Source organism: Pauljensenia sp. UMB9872, from assembly GCF_030212665.1.
GTDB lineage: Bacteria > Actinomycetota > Actinomycetes > Actinomycetales > Actinomycetaceae > Pauljensenia > Pauljensenia turicensis_B.
This window is the reverse complement of the sequence record NZ_JASOER010000006.1, coordinates 50,381-71,852: the sequence shown is the minus strand read 5'-3', so window position 1 is coordinate 71,852 and position 21,472 is coordinate 50,381. Positions and strand designations below refer to the sequence as shown.

The 21,472-nt window shown below is 56.5% G+C and carries 22 protein-coding genes and 1 pseudogene; 17 read left to right on the top strand and 6 right to left on the bottom strand.

Annotation, left to right across the window (positions count from 1 at the left end; all coding sequences use genetic code 11):
- Positions 1-34 precede the first annotated feature (34 nt).
- The 6 genes from QP109_RS03665 (at position 35) to QP109_RS03640 (ending at position 5,814) form a co-directional block, all read left to right on the top strand.
- Positions 35-970, top strand: coding sequence for an AEC family transporter (locus QP109_RS03665; protein WP_285023350.1), 936 nt, complete (start codon positions 35-37; stop codon positions 968-970).
- A gap of 214 nt (positions 971-1,184) precedes the next feature.
- Entirely contained in the window at positions 1,185-2,807 is a 1,623-nt protein-coding gene (locus QP109_RS03660) for a sodium-dependent transporter (protein ID WP_285023347.1), read from the top strand.
- On the top strand, positions 2,804-2,965 hold the full coding sequence (locus tag QP109_RS03655; RefSeq protein ID WP_270772935.1) for a MetS family NSS transporter small subunit: 162 nt from the start codon (positions 2,804-2,806) through the stop codon (positions 2,963-2,965). The genes QP109_RS03660 and QP109_RS03655 overlap by 4 nt, the downstream gene beginning before the upstream one ends.
- A gap of 384 nt (positions 2,966-3,349) precedes the next feature.
- Positions 3,350-3,865 carry a hypothetical protein gene (locus tag QP109_RS03650; RefSeq protein ID WP_285023345.1) on the top strand — a complete coding sequence of 172 codons (516 nt, stop codon included), beginning with the start codon at positions 3,350-3,352 and terminating at the stop codon, positions 3,863-3,865.
- A gap of 18 nt (positions 3,866-3,883) precedes the next feature.
- Positions 3,884-4,942: a quinone-dependent dihydroorotate dehydrogenase gene (locus tag QP109_RS03645; RefSeq protein ID WP_101628676.1), complete on the top strand. Its 1,059-nt coding sequence runs from the start codon at positions 3,884-3,886 to the stop codon at positions 4,940-4,942.
- Positions 4,939-5,814, top strand: a complete 876-nt coding sequence (locus QP109_RS03640; protein ID WP_270772939.1) for a TrmH family RNA methyltransferase — start codon at positions 4,939-4,941, stop codon at positions 5,812-5,814. The genes QP109_RS03645 and QP109_RS03640 overlap by 4 nt, the downstream gene beginning before the upstream one ends.
- Positions 5,815-5,919: 105 nt before the next feature.
- Here the strand turns inward: QP109_RS03640 and QP109_RS03635 are convergent, their stop codons facing one another.
- Complete coding sequence (locus tag QP109_RS03635; protein WP_101628689.1) at positions 5,920-6,513, bottom strand: DUF3043 domain-containing protein; 594 nt, start codon at positions 6,511-6,513, stop codon at positions 5,920-5,922.
- Between the two features lie 101 nt (positions 6,514-6,614).
- Between QP109_RS03635 and QP109_RS03630 the strand changes: the two genes are divergently transcribed.
- The 6 genes from QP109_RS03630 to trpD all read left to right on the top strand — a co-directional run bounded on the left by QP109_RS03630 (position 6,615) and on the right by trpD (position 12,021).
- Positions 6,615-7,991: a M20/M25/M40 family metallo-hydrolase gene (locus tag QP109_RS03630; protein WP_285023341.1), complete on the top strand. Its 1,377-nt coding sequence runs from the start codon at positions 6,615-6,617 to the stop codon at positions 7,989-7,991.
- Positions 7,988-8,974 (top strand): glycerate kinase, encoded by a 987-nt coding sequence (locus QP109_RS03625; protein ID WP_285023339.1) that lies wholly within the window; start codon positions 7,988-7,990, stop codon positions 8,972-8,974. The genes QP109_RS03630 and QP109_RS03625 overlap by 4 nt, the downstream gene beginning before the upstream one ends.
- A 113-nt stretch (positions 8,975-9,087) precedes the next feature.
- On the top strand, positions 9,088-9,441 hold the full coding sequence (erpA, locus tag QP109_RS03620) for an iron-sulfur cluster insertion protein ErpA (RefSeq protein WP_101628672.1): 354 nt from the start codon (positions 9,088-9,090) through the stop codon (positions 9,439-9,441).
- Positions 9,442-9,454: 13 nt separating this feature from the next.
- Complete coding sequence (locus tag QP109_RS03615) at positions 9,455-10,447, top strand: FKBP-type peptidyl-prolyl cis-trans isomerase (RefSeq protein WP_270772947.1); 993 nt, start codon at positions 9,455-9,457, stop codon at positions 10,445-10,447.
- 120 nt (positions 10,448-10,567) lie between these two features.
- Positions 10,568-10,963, top strand: a complete 396-nt coding sequence (locus QP109_RS03610; RefSeq protein ID WP_006681198.1) for a response regulator — start codon at positions 10,568-10,570, stop codon at positions 10,961-10,963.
- Positions 10,960-12,021, top strand: coding sequence for an anthranilate phosphoribosyltransferase (gene trpD / locus QP109_RS03605; protein ID WP_101628669.1), 1,062 nt, complete (start codon positions 10,960-10,962; stop codon positions 12,019-12,021). The genes QP109_RS03610 and trpD overlap by 4 nt, the downstream gene beginning before the upstream one ends.
- 149 nt (positions 12,022-12,170) lie before the next feature.
- On the opposite strand, the gene QP109_RS03600 is transcribed toward trpD, so the two are convergent.
- Positions 12,171-12,917, bottom strand: coding sequence for a 3'-5' exonuclease (locus tag QP109_RS03600; protein WP_285023336.1), 747 nt, complete (start codon positions 12,915-12,917; stop codon positions 12,171-12,173).
- A gap of 49 nt (positions 12,918-12,966) precedes the next feature.
- Here QP109_RS03600 and QP109_RS03595 point away from each other — a divergent pair, with 49 nt between their 5' ends.
- The 3 genes from QP109_RS03595 (at position 12,967) to QP109_RS03585 (ending at position 16,550) form a co-directional block, all read left to right on the top strand.
- Positions 12,967-13,785: a lysophospholipid acyltransferase family protein gene (locus tag QP109_RS03595; RefSeq protein ID WP_101628667.1), complete on the top strand. Its 819-nt coding sequence runs from the start codon at positions 12,967-12,969 to the stop codon at positions 13,783-13,785.
- Between the two features lie 123 nt (positions 13,786-13,908).
- Positions 13,909-15,126 carry a pyrophosphate--fructose-6-phosphate 1-phosphotransferase gene (locus tag QP109_RS03590; RefSeq protein WP_101628666.1) on the top strand — a complete coding sequence of 406 codons (1,218 nt, stop codon included), beginning with the start codon at positions 13,909-13,911 and terminating at the stop codon, positions 15,124-15,126.
- Positions 15,127-15,134: 8 nt separating this feature from the next.
- On the top strand, positions 15,135-16,550 hold the full coding sequence (locus QP109_RS03585) for a class II 3-deoxy-7-phosphoheptulonate synthase (RefSeq protein WP_101628665.1): 1,416 nt from the start codon (positions 15,135-15,137) through the stop codon (positions 16,548-16,550).
- On the opposite strand, the gene QP109_RS09280 is transcribed toward QP109_RS03585, so the two are convergent.
- Positions 16,547-16,798: an IS3 family transposase gene (locus QP109_RS09280; RefSeq protein ID WP_165778249.1), complete on the bottom strand. Its 252-nt coding sequence runs from the start codon at positions 16,796-16,798 to the stop codon at positions 16,547-16,549. The genes QP109_RS03585 and QP109_RS09280 overlap by 4 nt on opposite strands.
- Positions 16,795-17,403, bottom strand: coding sequence for a DDE-type integrase/transposase/recombinase (locus tag QP109_RS09275; protein ID WP_350224206.1), 609 nt, complete (start codon positions 17,401-17,403; stop codon positions 16,795-16,797). The genes QP109_RS09280 and QP109_RS09275 overlap by 4 nt, the downstream gene beginning before the upstream one ends.
- On the opposite strand from QP109_RS09275, the pseudogene QP109_RS03580 reads away from it, so the two are divergent.
- Positions 17,367-17,824, top strand: a pseudogene (locus QP109_RS03580) (transposase); the annotation flags it as partial. The gene QP109_RS09275 and the pseudogene QP109_RS03580 overlap by 37 nt on opposite strands.
- Before the next feature lie 480 nt (positions 17,825-18,304).
- On the opposite strand, the gene QP109_RS03575 reads toward QP109_RS03580, so the two are convergent.
- On the bottom strand, positions 18,305-18,439 hold the full coding sequence (locus tag QP109_RS03575) for a hypothetical protein (RefSeq protein ID WP_285023333.1): 135 nt from the start codon (positions 18,437-18,439) through the stop codon (positions 18,305-18,307).
- A gap of 444 nt (positions 18,440-18,883) precedes the next feature.
- Positions 18,884-20,926 (bottom strand): Stk1 family PASTA domain-containing Ser/Thr kinase, encoded by a 2,043-nt coding sequence (gene pknB, locus QP109_RS03570; protein WP_285023331.1) that lies wholly within the window; start codon positions 20,924-20,926, stop codon positions 18,884-18,886.
- 120 nt (positions 20,927-21,046) lie between these two features.
- Here pknB and QP109_RS03565 point away from each other — a divergent pair, with 120 nt between their 5' ends.
- Positions 21,047-21,397, top strand: a complete 351-nt coding sequence (locus QP109_RS03565; RefSeq protein WP_101627877.1) for an Rv2175c family DNA-binding protein — start codon at positions 21,047-21,049, stop codon at positions 21,395-21,397.
- The last annotated feature ends 75 nt before the right edge of the window (positions 21,398-21,472 follow it).

Sequence of the window (21,472 nt, the reverse complement as noted above, 5' to 3'; positions counted from 1 at the left end):
CAAACGAGGGCAGAGAAGTCGTACCCTTTGGCACGTGGGTAGCGTTATTTTCAGTATCTGCGCAATCGCGCTTGTCATTGGAGTCGGAGCGGTCGCACACCGAGTGGGATTGATCGACGGCGCCAAAGTGAAGTTTCTGTCCGACATCACCTACTGGATTACCGCACCCGCAATGCTTTTCCACGCTATTGCGAACGCCGATGTTCTCAGCGCTTTTGGATCCCATCTTGGCGTTGCTGCGGCAGCCGGTGCCTGCTCTGCACTGGCCTTTGTCATTATTGGCGGTGGATTAATGCGCGTCCGTGGGGGAGACCTGGTGGTGGGCGCAATGTCATCCTCACTGAACAACGCTGCCTACATTGGTATTCCGATTGCCGTTTACGTATTCGGTGAAACAACGCACGTCGTTCCGATTCTGATCTTCCAGCTCGGTTTCTTCACCCCCATGTTCTTCATCATGGCCGATATTGCTGGTGCGGGGAAGAAAACGAAGTTTTCGTCGGTGATCGCGATGGTCGTCAAGAACCCGATGGTCATTGCCGCTGCGATTGGTTTCGTCTTCTCGCTTCTGCCGTTTGAGCTTCCCATTCTGCTTGAAGTGTCAACGTCCATGCTTGGTGACGGCGCCCCGCCCATTATTCTTCTGGCATTCGGTGCCTCGATTGTGGGGCAACGAGGCTCCCACGCACACCTGTTCAGTGGAGCAACAATCCTTGCCTCAATGTCGAAGCTCTTTGTGCAACCCCTTGTTGCTTGTGGCGTCGGGTACCTGCTGGGAATGTCGAGCTACGAACTGATGGTCGTGACCGTTATGGCAGGCCTCCCCACCGCTCAGAACGCGTTTATCGCAGCATTGCGTGCACGAACGGGAGAAGGAATCGCCCAAGGAACGGTTCTGATTACGACGCTCGCTTCGCTTCCGCTTTCGATCGCGACAGTCTGGATCTTCCACTCTCTGCTGGACGTCTAAGACAGCCATTTCGGCGCATCGAAGGGCACCTGAACGCCACCGCGCTCCGATGACGCGAGGTTCATGTTCGGGGCCTCGTCAATGCGAAAAATGAAATACGCACCCAGGTGCGGATAAAAATGCGGCGTACTTGGTGTCTATCTGGTGGACATTTTGCCGGCACTTTGCGCGTGGCCGTTACATTGAATGGGAATCCTGTCTATAGGGAGTACCCATGTCAACTCAAACACCTACGGCCGAGCAGCCGGACCGCAAGGATACCTGGACCGGTCAGACCGGTTTCCTCCTTGCCGCGATCGGCTCCGCAATCGGTCTGGGAAATATCTGGCGTTTCCCCGGTGTCGCCTACGCAAACGGTGGTGGCGCCTTCCTTATTCCTTACCTTGTCGCACTGATCGCAGTCGGTATTCCGATGCTGTGGCTCGACTACTCGCTCGGCCATAAGTTCCGTGGTTCACCGCCGTGGGCGTTGCGTCGCTTGAAAGCCGGTGGCGAGTTCATCGGCTGGTTCCAGGTTCTGGTTTGTTTCGTGATTATGGTGTACTACGGTGCCGTGATCGCATGGGGCGTTCAGTACACGATCTACTCGGTGAACCAGTCGTGGGGCGATGACCCGCAGGGTTTCTTCCTGAATGACTTCCTGCAGACTGTTGATGGCGAAACCTTCTCATGGAGCCCCGTTGCAGCCATCATGATCCCGCTGGCACTCGTGTGGTTTTTCGTCCTTCTGATCATCGGCCGTGGCCTGTCCAAGGGCGTTGAAGCAGCAAACAAGGTCTTCCTTCCGTTGCTGGTTGTCCTGTTCCTGGTCATGGTTTTTCGCGCAATCTTCCTTAATGGCGCGATCGATGGTCTGAACGCATTCTTCACCCCGCAGTGGGGACAGTTGTCCGACCCCCACGTGTGGCTCGCAGCCTTCTCACAGGTCTTCTACTCGCTGTCGGTGGGCTTCGGCATCATGTTGACATATGCGTCCTACCTGAAGCCGAAGACGAACTTGACCGGCACCGCTCTGGTCGCAGGTTTCGCGAATTCCTCGTTCGAAATCCTCGCCGGTATCGGCGTCTTCTCTGCTCTTGGCTTCATGGCAGCATCGCAAGGTGTGGGCGTGAATGAACTGGAAGGCCTGACAGGCCCGATTTTGTCTTTCGTGACCTTCCCGCAGATCGTTTCGATGATGCCCGGTGGTTCCTTGTTCGGCGTCTTGTTCTTCGCTTCCTTGGTGCTTGCCGGTATTACCTCCCTACTGTCGCTACTTCAGGTTGTGTCCGGCGGTCTGCAGGATAAGTTCGGTTTCTCGCCGATTAAGGCCTCCATGGTTCTCGGCGTTCCCGCAATGATTATCTCGCTGTCTCTGTTCGGTACCCGCTCGGGTCTGAACAACCTGGATATCGTCGATACTTTCATCAATAACATCGGTGTCGTGTCGACTGCTGTTTCGATGGCAATCCTGGTAGCGCTCTTCGCTCCGCGTTTGAAGGGTCTGCGCACACACCTGAACTCGGTGTCCAGCGTCAAGGTGCCGAAGGCTTGGGATGCACTGGTCGGCGTCATTATCCCCGCAGTACTGATCTTCATGCTTTTCTCTGCGATCGTCGGCTACATCCAGGAAGGCTACGGCGGTTACAAGACGAGCTTCGTCCTGATCTTCGGTTGGGGCTCGGTTGCGTTCGCGATCATCGTGTCTGCAATCCTGACGCTTCTGCCCTGGAGCCATCACGGTGTCGATGCAAAAACGGTTACTCACCTTGTTGAAGAAGACGAAGAAGCTTTGGTTAATGCGACCGTTTCCGGCGCCGAAACCGCTGATGTAACCCGTGAAGGAGGTGCATCGTGAGCGCAGCTGCAACCGTCATGTTCCTGGTGACGATCCTTCTTGTGTGGGGTGGTCTTGTTGCCTCCGTCGTGCTTCTCCGCGTCCTTCCAATTCCGGGGGACGAGGCCGAGGCTCCAGCTCAGTCGGTAGACCCGAAGGACTCGACAACAAACGAATGATGAAGTCGTGAAAGTGCCCTGCGTGGCGCTTGGCTTGATCGACGACGGTGGCCGGTGATGAACATTCATCACCGGCCACCGCTTTTATTGCATTCCACCCGATTTTTGGGTTGATACCAAAATGTGTGGCTAATGCCCGAATTGTGTGTTTTTTCTGGGCGTGTCGGGGTGGTTGAGTGGCCTGCCCAGCCTGTGCGGATGTGTAGGGATTCGTTGTGATGTTTGGGGTCGTAGTCGATGGCGTTATCGTGTTGGCCAGTCCGGGGGAGTTATCCACAAAAATGATGAAGGGGCACTTATCCACAGAATCGAGGGAATGAAGATGCACCGAAAGCCGGTTCGGCGTTCAGTAAAAGCAGTCGTTTCCAACGAAGAAAGGATTGCATGATGACGCTGAATACTCTTCAACCAATGTCGGGGTATGAGGGACTGTATGGTCCGAGCCATTGGGTTCACGAAACGGGACTCTATGAATTGTTATCGCCCTATATGTGTCTTCCCGCTTTGAGCGATGAGTTTGCACGTTTTGACATGATCGGATCCCAAGTTGCTACCGAGCTTCTGTCCCTGCTTCCCAAAGCAAACCTGGAGGAATCACAAAACTCCGGACCGCAGGTGTGTGATCTATTGAAAGCGTGCGCGAACAATCTGGGAGTCTATTTGAGCGGATACGTTGTGTGTGCACCTCGTTTTGACGAACGGATCAGCATTGATGGAATCTATCTGCCTTCCACGTCCGACTGCTCTGCGCAGGCTCCATACGCACGTTCGTTGGCATTGTGTTGGCCGATTCTTCGTGAAAAATACGGGCTGACCAGCGCTCAAGGGGATCCTGATGAATTCCTCTTAGTCCCCACCGATTTTCAATCACGAAATGGGTGGTGGATATGGTGGGACTGAAACACATAGGCTTAAGGCATGATCCGTCAGACGTACTCGTGGTTGTTTAAAACGTTCATTCATCGCACCGATCCCGAGATGGCTCATCATTTGGGTATCACCGCTATTGAATATGCAGGAAAGTGTGCACTTACCCGCGGTTTAATGCGAGCGACGATCGGTCATTTCGACGATATCGATGAAGATTTGCTTCCAGAGCGTCGCAAGGTCTACATCGGCAGGCGTCTTGTACGTCACCGCCTGGGTCTTGCAGCAGGAATGGACAAAGATGCTTGTGCGGTTCTTGGACTGACCGCTTTGGGCTTCGGATTCGTCGAGGTCGGTACGATCACCCCGAAGGCCCAACCCGGCAATGAAGGACCTCGCTTGTGGCGTCTGATGGAATCTCAGGGTCTTCGTAATCGCATGGGATTCAATAACGAAGGTGCCGACGCTGCGGGTGAGCGCTTGAAGAAACTGCGTTCAACAAAGGCGGGTCGCGCCGCGATTGTTGGCGCCAATATTGGGAAAAACAAGGTGACTCCCGCCGAAGACGCCCCGGCAGATTACGAATACTGCGCTCGCCAGCTTTCACCGTGGGTTGATTTTGTGATCGTCAATGTGTCCTCACCGAACACTCCTGGGCTTCGCGATCTTCAATCCGTTGATTCGCTTCGTCTGATCCTGCAGGCAGCCCGAAAAGGGTGCGAGGAAGCCACGGATCGTCCGATTCCTCTGTTCGTCAAGATTGCTCCCGATCTGGCTGATGAAGATATCGTCGACATCTGTGCGCTCACGCGCGAACTGGGTGTGGCTGGTGTGGTCGCCACGAACACGACCATCAACCACGATCTGGGTGATGGTGGTGTATCCGGAGCTCCATTGCGTGAGCGCGCCCTAGACGTTGTTCGTCTTGTTGCCTCGAACCTCGATGATGAGCAGATTCTGATCGGAGCCGGCGGGATCTTCACTTCGAACGATGCGCGCGCCATGCTGAGTGCGGGTGCCGATCTTGTCGAAGCCTTCACCGCGTTCATCTACGAGGGCCCATCATGGCCGGGTGAAGTGAACAGGGAATTGGCGAAGGTGCGTCCGTGATTATTCCTCTTCAATCGGCTGATCTTGACCAAGATCCTCGTCTGGCCGATTACACGAAGCTGAAAGACGTCAAGCTTCGTGCCGCTCTTGAACCCGAACGCGGACTCTACATGGCAGAGTCAACGAACGTGATTATGCGTGCCCTAGAAATCGGTCATCATCCGCGGTCGTTCCTTATGGCTGAAAAATGGATGAGTGATCTTGCTCCGCTGATCGAGAAAGCAACGGGGTCGCCCGACGGGGCAGACATCCCGATTTTCATGGCGGACGAGGCTCTTTTAGAAACCATCACCGGTTTCCATCTGCATCGAGGCGCACTGGCAGCGATGCAACGCCCGGTGTTGGAGCCAGTCAGTGATCTTTTGAAAACTGCCCGTAACGGTGAGTCCGCACGTCGCATCGTCATTCTTGAAGACCTCGTTGATCACACGAATGTCGGTGCAGCTTTCCGATCCGCGGCCGCTCTTGGCGTCGATGCCGTTCTGGTGACACCCAGTTGCGCTGACCCGCTCTATCGGCGATCGGTCCGAGTCTCAATGGGCACGGTCTTCCAAGTGCCGTGGACCCGCATGGAAAAGTGGCCCGCAATGGATGAACTGCACGATGCTGGCTTCCACGTTGCAGCACTCGCACTGTCTGACGACTCAGTCAGCTTGGACGAGTTTGTTGAATCCGACGCCTGCACCGCGCCAGACGCCAAGGTCGCGATGGTCATGGGAACAGAAGGCGACGGATTGAAACCGCGCACTATCGCGAACGCCGACACCGTCGTGCGTATCCCAATGGCTGGAGGAGTCGACTCGCTGAACGTCGCAGCAGCCTCCGCAGTCGTATTCTGGGCAACTCGCCACGTCGGCCAGGCGGCCTCGTAAAACACAAACGAGGAACCGCCATACGCAACCGGCGAAGTGGCAGAAGCGATACTAAAAAGTCGAGGCCACCGGGCGTGACCTCGACTTTAAGCGGAAGTAACCGGGTTACTTGGTCTTCTTTTTACCCGGGAATTCGCCACGCGCAACCTGCGGACGAGGGCTACGCCAACGGCGAGCCATAATCATGCGTGAGAAGCAGTAGTACCACGAACGCGGTGCTATCTGATCGTTCGGGTAGCGCTCGCCGATGCGACGCTTCAGCTTGCGCCACACAACAACGCCTTCGATGATCGAGATCAGGAACAGGCTGTAGAGCGCGACAGTCACCGAGATCATCATGATGCTCGTGACGTTAGCCGGAAGCGAACGGATCAGGGAAACACCCATCATCGCGATCAGGAAGATCACCATCACGGGAAGAAGGAACTCAGAGAAGGACCAGCGCGCATCGACGTAATCGCGAATGAAACGACGCACGCGACCCTTGTCGCGGAGGGGCAGGTAGCGTTCGTCGCCGGTCTCCAATGCCATCTGCTCACGCTTGAACTGTGCATCGCGTTGGGCGCGTGCTTGACGCTTTGCTTCCTTACGATCCGCGGGAACCAACGGGTGAGAATTACGTGCCTGAGCGTCCTTCCTCTTCGGAGTGGGACGTCCCTTCTTGCCGGTCGTTTCGTTCTGCTTTTCGGCTTCGGACACCTGTAATCCCCTTTGAATGCCAGTGATGAGTGCATGAAATACGTACACAGGCTAACTGATGAAAGCGCCAAAGGCTCATTTCGTCCACTAATGTAAGAGTCATGTCTGAAACATCTGCACTCGCGCCGTCGCGAGATGAACTCAATTCCTTGCTCGATTCCTCCTTCGATTCTTTCCTTGACGAGTTGAAGACCTTGGTTGCAATTCCTTCGGTTTCTTCCGATCCTGCGCACCAGGAAGACCTGGCCCGCAGCGCCGCACACGTGTGTGAGCGCTTCGCATCGCTCGGTTTTGACGCTGAGGTTCTTCGCGTCACCACGCCTGAAGGCGTGGAAGGCAAACCCGCCATCGTGGCGACCAGTCCGAAGGTTGAGGGCGCACCGACGGTTCTGCTTTACGCTCACCATGATGTTCAGCCGACCGGCGATGTGTCCCGCTGGGCATCTGACCCGTTTGTTGCCGAGGTTCGCGGGGATCGCATCTACGGTCGAGGCACCTCGGATGACGGCGCCGGCGTCATCGTTCACTTCGGTGCGATGTCCCTGTTGAAGGATCGCCTGCCGGTGAATGTTGTTGTCTTTATCGAAGGCGAAGAAGAAATCGGTTCCCCGTCGTTTACGACCTTCCTTGAAACCCACAAGGACAAGCTGAAGGCTGATGTCATCGTCGTCGCCGACTCCGATAACTGGAAGGTTGGCGAGCCCGCCGTCACCTCGACCCTGCGTGGCAACTCCGTGTGCACCGTCGATCTGACTGTCGCTGACCACGCGGTTCACTCCGGCATGTTCGGTGGCCCGATGCTGGACTCGGTGACCTGCGCTGCCATGCTCATCTCATCCCTGTACGACGAGAAGGGTGATCTGGTTGTCGAGGGTCTTGGTGGCTCCGATAAGGCTGACGTGGATTGGCCAGAAGATGAGTTCCGCGCAGCGGCTGGCCTGCTTGATGGCGTTCAGCTTGCCGGTAGTGGCGATCTGGCCGCCCGTGTGTGGACCAAGCCCAGCGTTTCCGTCATCGGTTTTGACGCGCGCCCCGTGTCGAACTCGTCGAATACGATAGCTCCGCACACTCGCTTCCGCCTGTCGATGCGCGTTGTCCCGGGCAAGGATCCGGTTGAGGCCATGGATCGTCTTGTCGAGCACCTCGAGTCGCACGCACCGTTCGGCGCCCACCTTGAGATCACCCGCAACGAAGCCGGAAACGGCTACCAGGCGGATATGGATTCACCCGTCACGAAGCTTCTGCACGAGGCTTTGTCGGATGCGTGGGGCGTGAAGTCTGTGAACATCGGTGTGGGTGGCTCGATTCCGTTCATCACCGACTTTCAGCGCCTGTTCCCTCACGCTCAGGTGGTCGTGACCGGCGTTGAGGATCCGCTCACGAACGCGCATTCCGAAGACGAGTCGCAGTCGATCCCGGACCTGCGCGCAGCGATTCTTGCTGAAGCGCTACTCCTGACGCGTCTGCCCCAACTGTGAGTCCAACACTGGTCATCGCCGGGCACTGGACCGGAGGCGACCCCGCATACCCGTCAACGCTGGCTGCTTTAAATGCCTGCGCTGACGGGTTTAGCGCGCGCAAACCCGACTGGAATATTCGCCTTATTCCTTTTGGAGCTGGCGTTGCTTTCACCGAAGCACTCGTGCAAGCGCAGGCCACCGGCTGGGCACCGATCGCCGTTCCCATCCACGAAGAATCTACGTTCGACGCGGGTCAGCGTACGCTCGATGCCCTTGATGGCGGGCTCACCCCGCTTATTGAAGGCGCCCATTCGATTGACGTTGACTGCGGATTCGGGTTTTTAAGCGCCCTGTCCAACATCGATTTGAGCGATGGTCCGGATCTTGAAGACCGGTTGCGACGTGCGCTCGATATTGCCCGCGCCGCAATCGCCGGTCGTGATGTGGTGGTCGCGGCCTCGTCGATGAGGCCACTGCTGGGACTGTCATCCGTGCTGGCGCTCGGCGTCGACCTTGAGGCTCGCACATCGCAAAACCGGCAGCTCACCTCGATGCTGACCCGCGTTCTTTCAACGAAGGCGAAGCGTAACCTTTTGGCGTCCCCCATGGGGGACGAGGCCGCTCCCACCAACTGGGGCACGGCTCCCGGATCCGGTGCAGCCGGTGGAATCGGCGCGATTGTTGGAGCACTGGGGGGACGAATTGTTCCCACAGGCCAATTCTTGCGCGCCATTTGCGACCTTGATTCTGCGCTCGCAGATGCGAACCTCGTCATCGTCGCCGAACCGCGCTTGCATTCACCGTCGCTCGCTGACGCATCACTGGATGTGATCACGGATGTGGCAGGGCTTTACGCTTTACCGGTTGTGGCACTCGGAAGCGAATCGTCACTTGCCGCGCACGAACGCGCCCAGTGGGGTCTACATGGGCAATTCCTTACCGAAGGGGCGCTTACCCTGGGTGAAGCAGGAGAACGAATCGCGCGCACGTGGGCGCGATAGTCGGTTAGTTTTCTCACCCGTAACGTCCATGGGCGCCCTTGCCGTGGCACAACGCGACGAACGCACGTACTCTAAACAATTGTCAATGAGTTTTTTCAAACGAATGGAGCGTCATGTCTGACACCGACATCGAAGCACCCGCACACGAAGTGACGTTGACGGACGTTGCAACAGCCAAGGTGAAGAGCCTGCTCGAACAGGAAGGGCGCGACGACCTTCGCCTGCGCATCGCCGTTCAGCCCGGTGGTTGCTCCGGCCTGATCTACCAGCTCTACTTCGATGACCGTTTGCTCGACGGCGACGCTGTGCGTGACTTCGACGGTGTTGAGGTTGTTGTCGACCGCATGTCGGTCCCGTACCTCAACGGTGCAACGATCGACTTCGCAGACTCGATTGAACGTCAGGGCTTCACCATCGACAACCCGAACGCGCGGAACACCTGCGCATGTGGTGAATCCTTCCACTGAGCCGAAAGAAAATATGAAGATTATGCATAAGGCGGCCGTAGCCGTCCTCGCCATCACCGTTTCCCTTGGTCTTGCAGCGTGCGGTTCTACTGACGACTCGCAGTCTGCCTCAGCCCAATCAGGCACATCAATCCCCGAGGTTGAACGTGACGGCGACTTCAACTTCCCGGCTACAACGGGCGGATACGGTGAAGACACCGAAATCTCCGCCGGCGAAGGCGACGCTCCGACCGACAAGGTCTATGTCAAGACCCTCGTTCAAGGTGACGGCGCTGAAGTTCAGCTCACCGACACCGTCTACGTCAACTACGAGCTCGCTCTCTGGGACGGCACCAAGGTTGAGTCCTCCTTCGAAACCGGTAAGCCGATCGCTTTCGGTCTGAACCAGGTGATCCCCGGATGGACCTACGGCCTAGCGACCCAGCACGTTGGCGACCGCGTTGAGCTGGTTGTTCCCGCAACCTGGGCGTACGGAAACAAGGATTCCTCATCGATTCCCGCCAACTCCACGCTGATTTTCGTTGTGGACCTGCTTGATTCCACGTCGAACGTTTCTATCGACGAGGAAAGCCTGAAGAAGGCTACCGCTACCGGTAACGAACTGCCTGCCGGCATCAGCGTTGAAGGTGACCCAGCGGTCGAACCTACTCTGTCCTTCACCGAAGGAAGCCCTGCCCCCACCGAAGACGCATCGATTGATATCTACACCGGTGTCGGTGAGACCATCGAAGACGGCGACATTGTTCTCTACCGCGGTTTGGGCGCCCCGTTTGGTAATGCCTCCCAGGTCCAGTCGACGTGGTCTGACACCAACAAAAAGTACACCGCGGATGCCGCCCAGCTGAAAGTGGTAGGGAAGACTGTCGGTACTCGTTTCCTGTACATCGCCGGTGCAAGCGCAGCTGCTCAGCAGTCTGCCCAGTCCGGTGCTCAGTCGGGCTCAACGCAGACGATCACCCCCCAGGTTTTCGTTCTGGACGTTATCGGAGTGATGAAGGCACGCTGATAGCCTGACGCAACTCGTTCTAGTGGGCGCTTCACCGAGCGGTGGACCGCCCACTAGCGCATACAATAGACCCGGTTAAAGTTTCGAAGCCGTAAGGCATCCAACCATTGGGAGAAGATCGTGAGCGAAATGACCGCACGCATCCTGGTTTTTAGCGCCGACATTGATAAGCGCCATGCTGTTGTCAACGGTGTTGGTATTCGTGCTGCGAAGGATCTGCCGACCATTGAATGGTCCGAAGCTGCAACCCCCTTCGGCACCAAGGAACTGGTGGAAAACAACGATTTCGATCTTCTGATCCTGGATGCTGAAACCACCAAGGAAGGTGGCATGTCCGTCGCTCAGGAACTGAAGAACACGGTAGAGAAAGTTCCGCCGATCATCTTCCTGACCGCACGTCAGCAGGATTCCTGGCTTGCTACCTGGGCGGGTGCTGCGGCAACTATTTCGGATCCGCTTGATCCGATCGAGCTGCAGGAAACCGTTGCAGACCTTCTGCGCAAGGCGCGTCAGTGAGTCAATCTTTCGAATGGGCTCGACTGATCGCCGACATTATTTCGGGTAAGGACCTGGATTATGACAGCTCCTACTGGATGATGGACCAGGTGATGAGTGGCGAGCTTGGTGAATCACGCCTGGCAGCCTTCCTGACCGCTATGGTCATCAAAAAGCCAACGGTGTCCGAGATCCGTGGTCTTGCCGACGCTATGCAGGACCATGCGGTCAGCGTTGACCTGCCCACCGATGCTCTTGATATTGTCGGTACGGGTGGTGACGGCTACAAGACCGTCAACATTTCGACCATGTCAGCAATCGTTTTGGCCTCCCTTGGTACTCCGCTGATCAAGCACGGTAACCGCGCCTCGACCTCTCAGTCGGGTAGCGCCGACGTGATGGAAGCCTTGGGCGTGAACCTGAACCACGAGACCGAACGCATGCGCGAGATCTTCGATGAACTGAACATCGCGTTCCTATTCGCGAACAAGGTTCACCCGTCGATGCGTTTTGCCGCTCCTGTTCGTCGTTCCTTGGCGTTCCCGACAGCATTCAATATTCTTGGCCCGCTGACGAACCCCGCGAAGGTGACCTCGAATGCGATCGGCTCGTCGAATCCGACGAATGCTCGCCTGATCGCCGGCGTTCTTGCTGATCGTGGCGCGTCTGCTCTAGTGTTCCGAGGCAAGGAAACCGGCTTGGATGAACTCTCCACGGTTGACGTGAACGAGATCTGGGAGGTCCGCGACGGCGAAGTCACTCATAGTGAGTTCGACCCGACCGAACACTTCGACATGGATCCAGCAGCAATCGGAGACCTTCGCGGTGGCGACCCAGATGATAACGCTGTTGTCGTGAGAGAAATCCTGCTCGGCGGTGGCCGAAAGGCTGTTCGTGACGCAGTTGCGCTGAACACCGCGGGTGGTTTGATCGCATACGGCAAGGCTCAGGGCGTGCGTCCTGACGACGGCTCGCTGGTCGAGCGTTTCGGTGTTGGTATCCAGATGGCACGCGATGCCATGAATGATGGTCGTGCGATGAATTTGCTGAGCCGCTGGATCGAGCTCACGTCAGCCTGAATTGTGCCCATCATGCACCTTGGGGCGATGAAGAATGTACGAGGCCGGGCGGACACCATCAGGTGTCCGCCCGGTTTTTCGGTTCTGTCGCCTTACCTTGTGGCTTTGTTAAGGGGAAAGCTCAATGATGTGCCTCGTACCCCGACGTACTAGTAGGCACCCAATTCTTCGCGTGGCGTCGACAAGAGAGCAATATCGTCGCTACTGGTCACTCCCATGTCTTCGAGTATGTGCGTAAGCCCGTCCAGTACATGCAACGTCGTGTAGGAATCAGCCAAAGCACGGTGTGCTTCCACTACGGGAGCATCGAAATAATCGGCTAGAGCACCCAGGCAATGACTGGGAACCTCAGGCTTTGGAAGCAGAATCCTGGCAAGAGTCAACGTGTCGAAATAGGGCAGAGGTCGCCATTTAAGACCAGCCTGCTGACATGCTCTTAGCAGGAAAGCGCGATCAAAAGGAACGTGCTGAGCAACGAAAACCTGCGCGGGCTCACCGTCGTCGATCCACGTCAAGAACTGGGGGAGGACCTGGTCAACAGTCGGAGCACCCTCCACGTCTTCATTGGTAATACCTGTCAAAGTCGTGACGATTTCAGGGATAGGACGCAGTGGGTTCACCATCGACTGGAAAGTAGAAAGTACCTGGCCACCGCGGACTTTAAGCGCACCAATTTCGGTGATCTGGTCATCGTTGTCAAGCCCCGTCGTCTCAAGATCAACGACAACGTACGTCGTATCAGCGAAAGACAGCCCGCTGATTATGGGCGATGCGCCGTCGCGTATCTGACGTGCTTGGCTCAGATACGTGCGCACCTGTGCAACGATATTCGCACGCCTGTCCGTTGAATCTGAGATAGCGTCGTTGCCTGCCGGCATATCGCGTGAAGTGGGCATAGAGTTAAGCATAGTTCGTGTTTTCACCTTCGAACCTCGTGGAGGGGCCGTGGCGTTCTACCAAGCATTGAAGGCAACCGGAAGTCCGATCCTGAAGGCGGCATACAAGCCGTGGATTCGTGGCAAAGAGAATATCCCGACCTCCGGGCCGGCAATTCTTGCCTCAAACCACAACGCGGTGTGGGATTCCGTCTTCCTGCCAATGATGCTCGACCGTGAGGTCGTCTTCATGGGTAAGGCCGACTACTTTACGGGTACCGGTGCAAAGGGCTGGGTCACGAAGGAATTCATGCGCGCCGTTGGCACAATTCCCGTTGATCGTTCGGGAGGTCGCGCATCCGAAGGTGCTTTGAAGGCCGGTCTTGACCGCCTCGCCAGCGGTGAACTCTTCGGCATTTACCCCGAAGGAACCCGTTCGCCCGACGGCCGTCTCTACCGCGGTAAGACGGGTGTTGCTCGACTTGCCCTGCTGTCCGGGGCTCCAGTTATTCCCGTCGCGATGATTGGCACGCACGCTGCTCAGCCGATCGGCCAGAAGATCCCGTCGCGAACCAACATTGGCATGGTCATCGGCGAACCCCTGGATTTCTCCCGTTACAAGGGCCTCCACAAGGACCGCTTCGTCCTGCGCGCCATCACGGACGAAATCATGTACAACCTGATGCTGCTCTCGGGTCAGGAATACGTTGACCTTTATGCAGCAGACGTGAAGGCGAAGCTTGCCGCCGACGGAAAGTTCGACGGCCCAGTTCCCACGAATGGTCGACCCGGTCCTGGTGGGCGTACCGCTCCGATCGTCGAGGTACCTCATCGACCCGAAGAAGAATCCAGCGAAACGGATCCTAACAAGGGTGAAAACGCAGAATAAATGCGTGTGCGCCCGTCCATGGGACGGGCGACCCCCATACCAACTCCACTGTGGCTTTAAACTAGTGGTGTTTGAGGTGCGTGTCGTCCGACCGCACTTGTTCCAACGCTGAAAGGTGTTTCCATGTCGGTTCGTCGCGTCGCTCTGCTCACCGCCGGTGGCTTCGCTCCGTGTCTTTCTTCCGCTGTTGGTGGCCTCATTGAGCGCTACAACGAAATCGATCCTTCGATCGAGATCATCGCGTACCAGAACGGCTACCACGGTCTGCTGACCGGCAACTTCGTTGTCGTTGACGAAGAAGCTCGTAAGCATGCTGCTGTCCTTCACCGCTTCGGTGGCTCCCCGATTGGTAACTCGCGCGTCAAGCTGACCAACGCGAAGAACCTCGTCGAGCGTGGCCTTGTCGCCGAAGGCGAAAATCCGCTTGAAAAGGCTGCTGAGCAGCTCCGTAAGGATGGCGTTGACGTTCTGCACACCATCGGTGGCGACGACACTAACACCACGGCTGCAGATCTTGCTGCCTACCTCGAAGAGCATGACTACCACCTGACGGTCGTCGGCTTGCCCAAGACGATCGACAACGACGTTGTGCCGATCCGCCAGTCCCTAGGTGCATGGACCGCCGCTGAAGAGGTCTCCGAGTATGCACAGAACGTCATCGGTGAGCACCGCTCCAACCCCCGTATGCTGATCATCCATGAAATCATGGGTCGTCACTGCGGTTGGCTGACCGCTGCTGGTTCGCTTGAGTACCACAACTGGCTGAAGACCCAGGAATGGGTTCCCTCCATCGGCCTGTCGCAGGAACGCTGGGACATCCACGCTGTCTTCCTGCCCGAAATGGCACTCGACATTGACGCCGAGGCCAAGCGCCTCAAGGCCATTATGGACGAGCAAGGCAACGTCAACATCTTCCTCTCCGAGGGTGCAGGCGTTCCCGAGATCATCGCTGAAATGGAAGCAGCTGGCGTTGAGGTCCAGCGCGACCCCTTTGGCCACGTGAAGCTCGATACCATCAACCCCGGCCAGTGGTTCGCCAAGCAGTTCGCATCCAAGATTGACGCTGAGAAGGTCATGGTCCAGAAGTCGGGCTACTTCTCACGTTCTTCGCGTGCAAACGCTGACGACCTGCGCCTGATCAAGTCCATGACTGATCTTGCTGTCGAATGCGCTCTCAAGGGCGAATCCGGCGTTATCGGCCACGATGAAGAAAACGGTGACCGCCTGACCGCAATCGCGTTCCCGCGTATTGCCGGTGGCAAGCCCTTCGATATTTCTCAGAAGTGGTTCCTCGACATGATGGCCGAGATCGGCCAGGAAGTGAAACCCGCTGCACAGTGAGTTTTCCTATGAATCCCGGTCGCGGCACGCCACGGTTCGCACAGTACCCGGCGCGCCGCGACCCGGAGGACCTCGTAGCCCCAGAAGCCGGTATGGACGCGCCGTGGGACTCATGGCGTAACCGTGAAGCCCTGCAGCAACCGACTTACCCTGATGCGCAGGCAGTCGAAGACGTAACAACAGCGTTGCGTTGCCAGCCACCGCTTGTGTTTGCTGGTGAAGTGGACGATCTGCGGACTTGGCTGGGAGCTGCGGGACGCGGTGAAGCCTTCGTCCTCATGGGTGGAGACTGCGCCGAAACCTTCGCAGAATCCACCGCCGATCACCTGCGTCTAAAGATTCAGACGCTCCTTCAGATGGCGGTTGTCCTGACATACGGTGCCTCGCTTCCCGTTGTGAAGATTGGCCGTATCGCCGGACAGTATGCGAAACCCCGTTCTTCCGACATGGAGACCCGCGACGGCGTGACTCTTCCGTCGTATCGCGGAGACGCTGTGAATTCCTATGAGTTCACCCCCGAAGCGCGTATTCCGGATCCGGATCGTCTTCTTCAGACGTACCACCATGCTGCGTCGACGCTGAATCTGATCCGCGCCTTCACGAAGGGTGGTTACGCTGACCTGCGCATGGTTCACCACTGGAACCGTGGTTTTACGCAGAACCCCGCGTACGCACGCTACGAGTCCTTGGCTGAAGAGATCCACCGCGCCGTCCAATTCATGCAGGCCGCCGGTGTTGACTTCGATTCCCTGCGCGACGTTGACCTGTATTCGTCGCACGAGGCACTTCTGCTTGAATATGAGTCCGCAATGACGCGTATCGACTCGCGTAACGGCTTGCCCTATGACACATCCGGTCACTTCTTGTGGGCAGGGGAACGCACACGCGACCTTGAAGGTGCTCATATTGAGCTTCTTGCACGTGTGCGTAACCCGATCGGTGTCAAGGTTGGTCCTACAACGACGCCTGACGATCTGCTTGGACTGATGGATCGATTGAATCCCGAAGGCGAAGAAGGACGTCTGACCTTCATCACTCGCATGGGTGCAGGCACGATTCTTGATAATCTTCCTCCGTTGCTGAACGCTGCGAAGACTGATGGTCGCCCCGTCACGTGGATTACCGATCCCATGCACGGCAATACGATCCCATCGTCCACCGGATATAAGACGCGTTGCTTTGAAACGATCATGGAGGAAGTGAAAGGATTTTTCGATGCTCATGACGAAGCAGGAACCGTTCCGGGTGGCATCCACGTTGAACTGACCGGTGACGATGTCACCGAAGTTATTGGTGGTTCAGAAAAGCTTGACGATGAGTCGCTTCAGAAGCGCTACGAGACCTTGGTTGATCCACGTTTGAACCACCAGCAGTCGTTAGAAATGGCATTCCAAGTCGCAGAGTATTTGCGTCGCGATCTCTAAATCTTCGTCCCGATACAACAAGGACGCGCCCGCACAAGCATCGTATTGCTTGGTGGGCGCGGCCTTGTTCTGGTGGCTTTGGTCGTGTGAGGCGAGATTTTGCTGCTGTCTGTACTGGTTCCCGTTTTTTGGGGACAGTGTTCGTGGTGTAGGTGGAGTGCGTGGTTTCGGTGTTCGGTGGGTGTGTGGTTGTTTAGGCCTTCTTGTTGGCGTTGGGTGTTGTACCAGGTGATGTTGTCGCGGATCACGTGGTCGAGGGCGAGTGTGTTGGCGAGTGTTTGAGGCGGAACAATTCGGCTTTGAGATGAGAGAAGGAGTTTTCTATGATCGAGTCGTCGTAGCAGTTGCCTTTGCGCCTCATTAACTGGACGGTGCCGTGCTCATTAAGCAGGCTATGCCATGGTTCGTGCCTGTATTGGAACTCCTGGTCCGTGTGAACTATCAGCCTAGGAGCTGGCTGGGCTGTATGGAACGCGTCAGCCAAACTCTTCGCGGTCACCTTGGTCGAGGGAGAGGTCGAGCATGAGAACGCGATGATGCTCCGGTCGTACAAGTCCATGACGGGCGAGAGGTAGATAGATCCTGTTGTTGATGCGCATTTGGTGAGGTTACTGACCCACACTGTGTTGGGGCTTCTGGGGTGAAGCGTCGATTGAGCATAAGGTGTGGAAGGAGTGAGGGGGTCAGGGTTTTGTGTGTGAGGCTCTGGTTTGAAAGGAGTTTCATCGATAATGATTGCGGTGTCTTCGAAGAAGAATTGTGCCCCGTTTAGGGTTAACGAGATCAGTGAGAAGCTGATGGAAAACCCGGAGCTTGCCAGTCTCGACTGTGCTTCGCAAGAGCTACACCGCATCAAATGCAGATACTGCCGGCGTTAGACTTGATGCGTTTGAGGATTGAGAACTCGGGCGTAAATACCCGCAGTCGGTCAAAGTCTGGCGTGACGCGTGGGAACGGGTCGTACTATTTCTGTAATTCTTGCCCGTGGTAAGACGGGGGCTTTACACCACTTACTCGATTGAGTTTTTTTAATGCTGAGCTGTGTAAAGTTACTCCTCATCGGGGGCAATTCCCCAATTGATACGGACGCGTTGAAAACGCTTTGCCTGGTGATCTGCACCATCGAAGACAAGCGTGCTACGCAACAGGTGAAGAAAACCAAGCGCGCCACCGACGCCAACGGTCATAGTGAAAGTACGAAAGCCACCGGCTGGAAACAAGCAATCAACCAACTCTCAGTGACATACCCCGACCGCCTCGCCAATAATTTGTAAACCAACCCCACACACAAAAACCAGACACCCTCCGCCAGGCTGGTCTTGCCGTGATTGTTCCTGTCATCGCTCTGCGACCCGATGTGTCCATGAAATTGCTGGTCGTGCCCGGTACTTTCGTTCGAGCCGGCGTTGCAATCGCCCAGTGCAGAGAGCTCTAGCGCTTTTCCGACGGCACCAACTACACCCCATGCGACACAAACACGTGTTTACACGCCAATCTGTCGCATCAGGTGCAGTCTGTGCACGTAAACTACCCCGACCACCGCACTAACTACATCCCACGCGACGCAAACACGTGTTTACACGCCAATCTGTCGCATCAGGTGCAGTCTGTGCACGTAAACTACCCCGACCACCGCACCAACTCCACCTCGCGGCGTAGCTTATCCTCCTCAGATAATGCGCGAACCGGGACAGCGGGTGTCGCTCGGGTGCGAGGCCTCAATGCATCCTCGCCACCCTGACGGAACCTGCAACCTACTTGGAAACCTGTTTGGACGAACTCATTGCGAACTCGCGAGCCAAGTCAATGTGCTTCTCGCCAGCTAAGGCGCGGGTCACGACCTCACGTTTGACCTCGAATGAATATGTCTTGCGCGTCTTGTTGTGCACACGACATAGCCTGCCATGCAGTAGTCACTGTTAATACAACTGCTCAACAACACCATGCATCAGATCAAAACGGCGAGCGCACGCCGTCACCTCAAGGCCTTGCTCAAACAAATCCACCCACGCCCGACGTGGATATTCCGACAAAGTCCGCCACATCACACCACGCCCCCTCAAGAACACAAACAAAACCAGGAAAGTGTCCAAAAACGGGGTCCACTCCATGGGATCTGGGTTTTGTCGCCTCGTATGACGTTGTTGGTCGCGCACGAGGTGCGGGCTGGCGGGTTTGGCCGTGTGAGGCGATTATTTCGCGCCGTCGGGTCGGGTTTCGTCGCCTTGTATGACCGTGACGGCAACTGGAGTGGCACCGTGAACGCTGCTGACAGCTGTAGCGAGAGTCGCAGGGAAAGCTGTATCGGTAGAAGCTCTGTGCAGAGCTATCGACTACACGATGAAGAGGGTGACCGTCGATCCCTTTTTCACAACCGTGCCAGCATCGGGATCCGTGTAACGCGCGGTCCCGAACACGCCACCGAGCACGCGTTGAACCGTGACATTCAGGCCGGCGGCTTCCAAGATTCGCTTCGCTTCAGCTTCCTGCTTACCCGTAATGGAGGGGACTTCAACTGTTTCTGGCCCCTTAGAAACGACATATTCGACCTTGTCGCCCTTATAAAGAGTCGTGCCAGCTGCTGTTGTCTGGGAAATCAAGGAGCCTTCGGCGACACTGTCCGAGTACTCTTCGCTTGGCGACGCGACCAATCCCAGTGCCTCGATCGCAGCCTGAGCATCAGCGCTACTCATCGCCATGAGGTCCGGAACCGTCAGTGGTTCTCGACCCTTCGAGACAACAACATCGATTTTCGTATCGTGGGGGATCGACGTATCGGGATCCAAGGACTGAGAAATGACGATATCCTTGGCGACCTCTTCCGAATACTCTTCGTTGATTGTGCCCACGGCTAAACCAGCATCGATGAGCAGAGTCTCAATCTCAGACTTGTTCTTTCCAACAAGATCGGGCACAGATCGCATATCGATGCCTTTGGAGGTTGTTACGCGAACCTCGGCGTTCTTGTGAACAGGCTGCCCGCCATCGGGATCAGAAGAAATGACGATACCGGATTGGACGGTGTCAGAGAACGCTTCCTCTTCAATCACTCCAAGCCCAAGAGCTGCAAGCTCTGACTTCACGGCCTGTGAGGAACGCCCAGCTGTTTGAGGCATGGTCAAGTACGAGCCGGGGCCGTACTCGTTCCACCACCACCAGCCACCTACGCCACCGATGATGGCGACGAAGGCAATGATGGCCAGGAACTTGCCGATGAACGAACGGCGATTCTTTTTTGGAGAATGCATCGCTCCTTGCACTCCAGCAGCCTGGACAACAGTGCGGGACGTGGAATGACCATTCGGGGGAAGTGAAGACGTCACACCCAGATGCTCCCAAGTGGCCGTTTCTCCCGCAGAAGAGGCAACCTTTGGTGCAACGTCGGCTCGACGAGTAAGGATCTCTTCCGGCAGTCCAATTTCGACGCGAGCGAGGAGCTCAAGTGCTTCACCGGCGTCTGTTGGTCGCTCATCAGGATTCGTCGCAGCTAATGCTGAAATAAAGTCATCAATTTCGCGAGGCAACCAGCTGACCAGAGTCGACGGCATCGGAATTGGATCATTCACATGATGCGTAGCAATCTGGATAGCGTTTTCGCCTTCCCACGGCACTGAACCCGTGAGCATTTCAAACGCCATGATGCCAACGGCGTAAAGGTCGGTGCGCTGATCAACGTCGTGTGACAGGGCAACTTCCGGAGCAATGTAGGCCACGGTTCCCAGCATTGAACCAGTGGTCGAAAGTGACACTTCAGAGGCCGCGCGTGCTAAACCAAAATCGGTCACGCGAGCAGGCGGATCTGCGGGAACAAGGACGTTTTCTGGCTTGATGTCGCGGTGGATCACACCAACACGATGAGCGGCTCTCAGTGCGTCAAGAACGTCGTGAACGTAGGACAGGGTTTGCCCAACGGTAAAAGAACCTTGTTCGTTTAAGACAGTGCGAAGGTTTGGTCCGTCGATGAGCTCCATGACCAAGAATCCCTGACCAGCAACAACACCCTGATCGAAAACCGAGACGACACCGGGGTGAATGATGCGGGCAGCGGATCGCGCTTCGCGACGGAAACGAGCAACGTAATCCTGTGACTGGGCAAGATGCGGATGCATGATCTTCAAAGCAACCGGGCGCTCCAAGCGTTCGTCTTGTGCCACGTACACGGTTGCCATTCCGCCACGAGCCAGCAGGCGGATCACGCGATAGCGCGAGTCAATAAGCATTCCTAGAAGCGGATCAATCTGGTCGCTCGTAGGGGATGAAAGATCGTTGGGCTCAGGTGATTCAGGCACAACAAGATGCCCTGGTAGGGTCTGCAGGCGCTCAGTCGGCTGCGAACCAGCGTCAGGGGTGCGTCGGTCTGAATCAAAATCGGTCACGTTCGGATTGTATTAGAGGGGCGCCGTAGTGGGCGTACGCAAGACGGCGCGCCATGTGAGTTCGTGCGCTCAGCGCCTAGGGGCGAGGCCGGGGGAGCGTTTGACGGCTAGGCTTAGAACATGACCCAGAATGTGGAAACTATTTCGTTTGAAGAAGCCGGTCGCCTGTTGGGCGTCGAAGAACGTCGGATCAAGCAGTTTGTGCGCGATCATGTTTTGTTTGCCGTGAAGGGCGAGAACGGAAAGCCTGCGATTCCTCGCGAAATCATTGTCTTAGGTGCAAACGGCTGGGAGCCACTGTTCAGCCTTCCCGGCACGCTGACGCTTCTGGAGGACGACGGTTTTACGCCCGAAGAAGCGGCTGCTTGGTTGTACACCGTTCAAGATGAACTCGGTGAAACGCCCATGGAAGCCCTGTTGAAGGGGCGCCACCACAAGGTCAATTCAATCGCCTCAACTCTGGCGTTCTGAAATTATTCCGACCCGCGCTTGAACAAAGAACGAGGTCCGCTCATGTGCGTTGCCTCGTTCGCTCATGTGCGTTGC

Bases quoted from the DNA above. Each gene is read 5' to 3' on its own strand.
- QP109_RS03565 (WP_101627877.1), top strand. From the start codon at position 21,047: ATGACCCAGAATGTGGAAACTATTTCGTTTGAAGAAGCCGGTCGCCTG.
- QP109_RS03600 (WP_285023336.1), bottom strand. From the start codon at position 12,917: ATGCCCACTTCACGCGATATGCCGGCAGGCAACGACGCTATCTCAGAT.
- QP109_RS03630 (WP_285023341.1), top strand. From the start codon at position 6,615: ATGTCTGAAACATCTGCACTCGCGCCGTCGCGAGATGAACTCAATTCC.
- QP109_RS03645 (WP_101628676.1), top strand. From the start codon at position 3,884: ATGATCCGTCAGACGTACTCGTGGTTGTTTAAAACGTTCATTCATCGC.
- QP109_RS03590 (WP_101628666.1), top strand. From the start codon at position 13,909: ATGTCGGTTCGTCGCGTCGCTCTGCTCACCGCCGGTGGCTTCGCTCCG.
- QP109_RS03615 (WP_270772947.1), top strand. From the start codon at position 9,455: ATGAAGATTATGCATAAGGCGGCCGTAGCCGTCCTCGCCATCACCGTT.
- QP109_RS09275 (WP_350224206.1), bottom strand. From the start codon at position 17,403: ATGCGGTGTAGCTCTTGCGAAGCACAGTCGAGACTGGCAAGCTCCGGG.
- QP109_RS03650 (WP_285023345.1), top strand. From the start codon at position 3,350: ATGATGACGCTGAATACTCTTCAACCAATGTCGGGGTATGAGGGACTG.
- QP109_RS03585 (WP_101628665.1), top strand. From the start codon at position 15,135: ATGAATCCCGGTCGCGGCACGCCACGGTTCGCACAGTACCCGGCGCGC.
- erpA (WP_101628672.1), top strand. From the start codon at position 9,088: ATGTCTGACACCGACATCGAAGCACCCGCACACGAAGTGACGTTGACG.
- QP109_RS03660 (WP_285023347.1), top strand. From the start codon at position 1,185: ATGTCAACTCAAACACCTACGGCCGAGCAGCCGGACCGCAAGGATACC.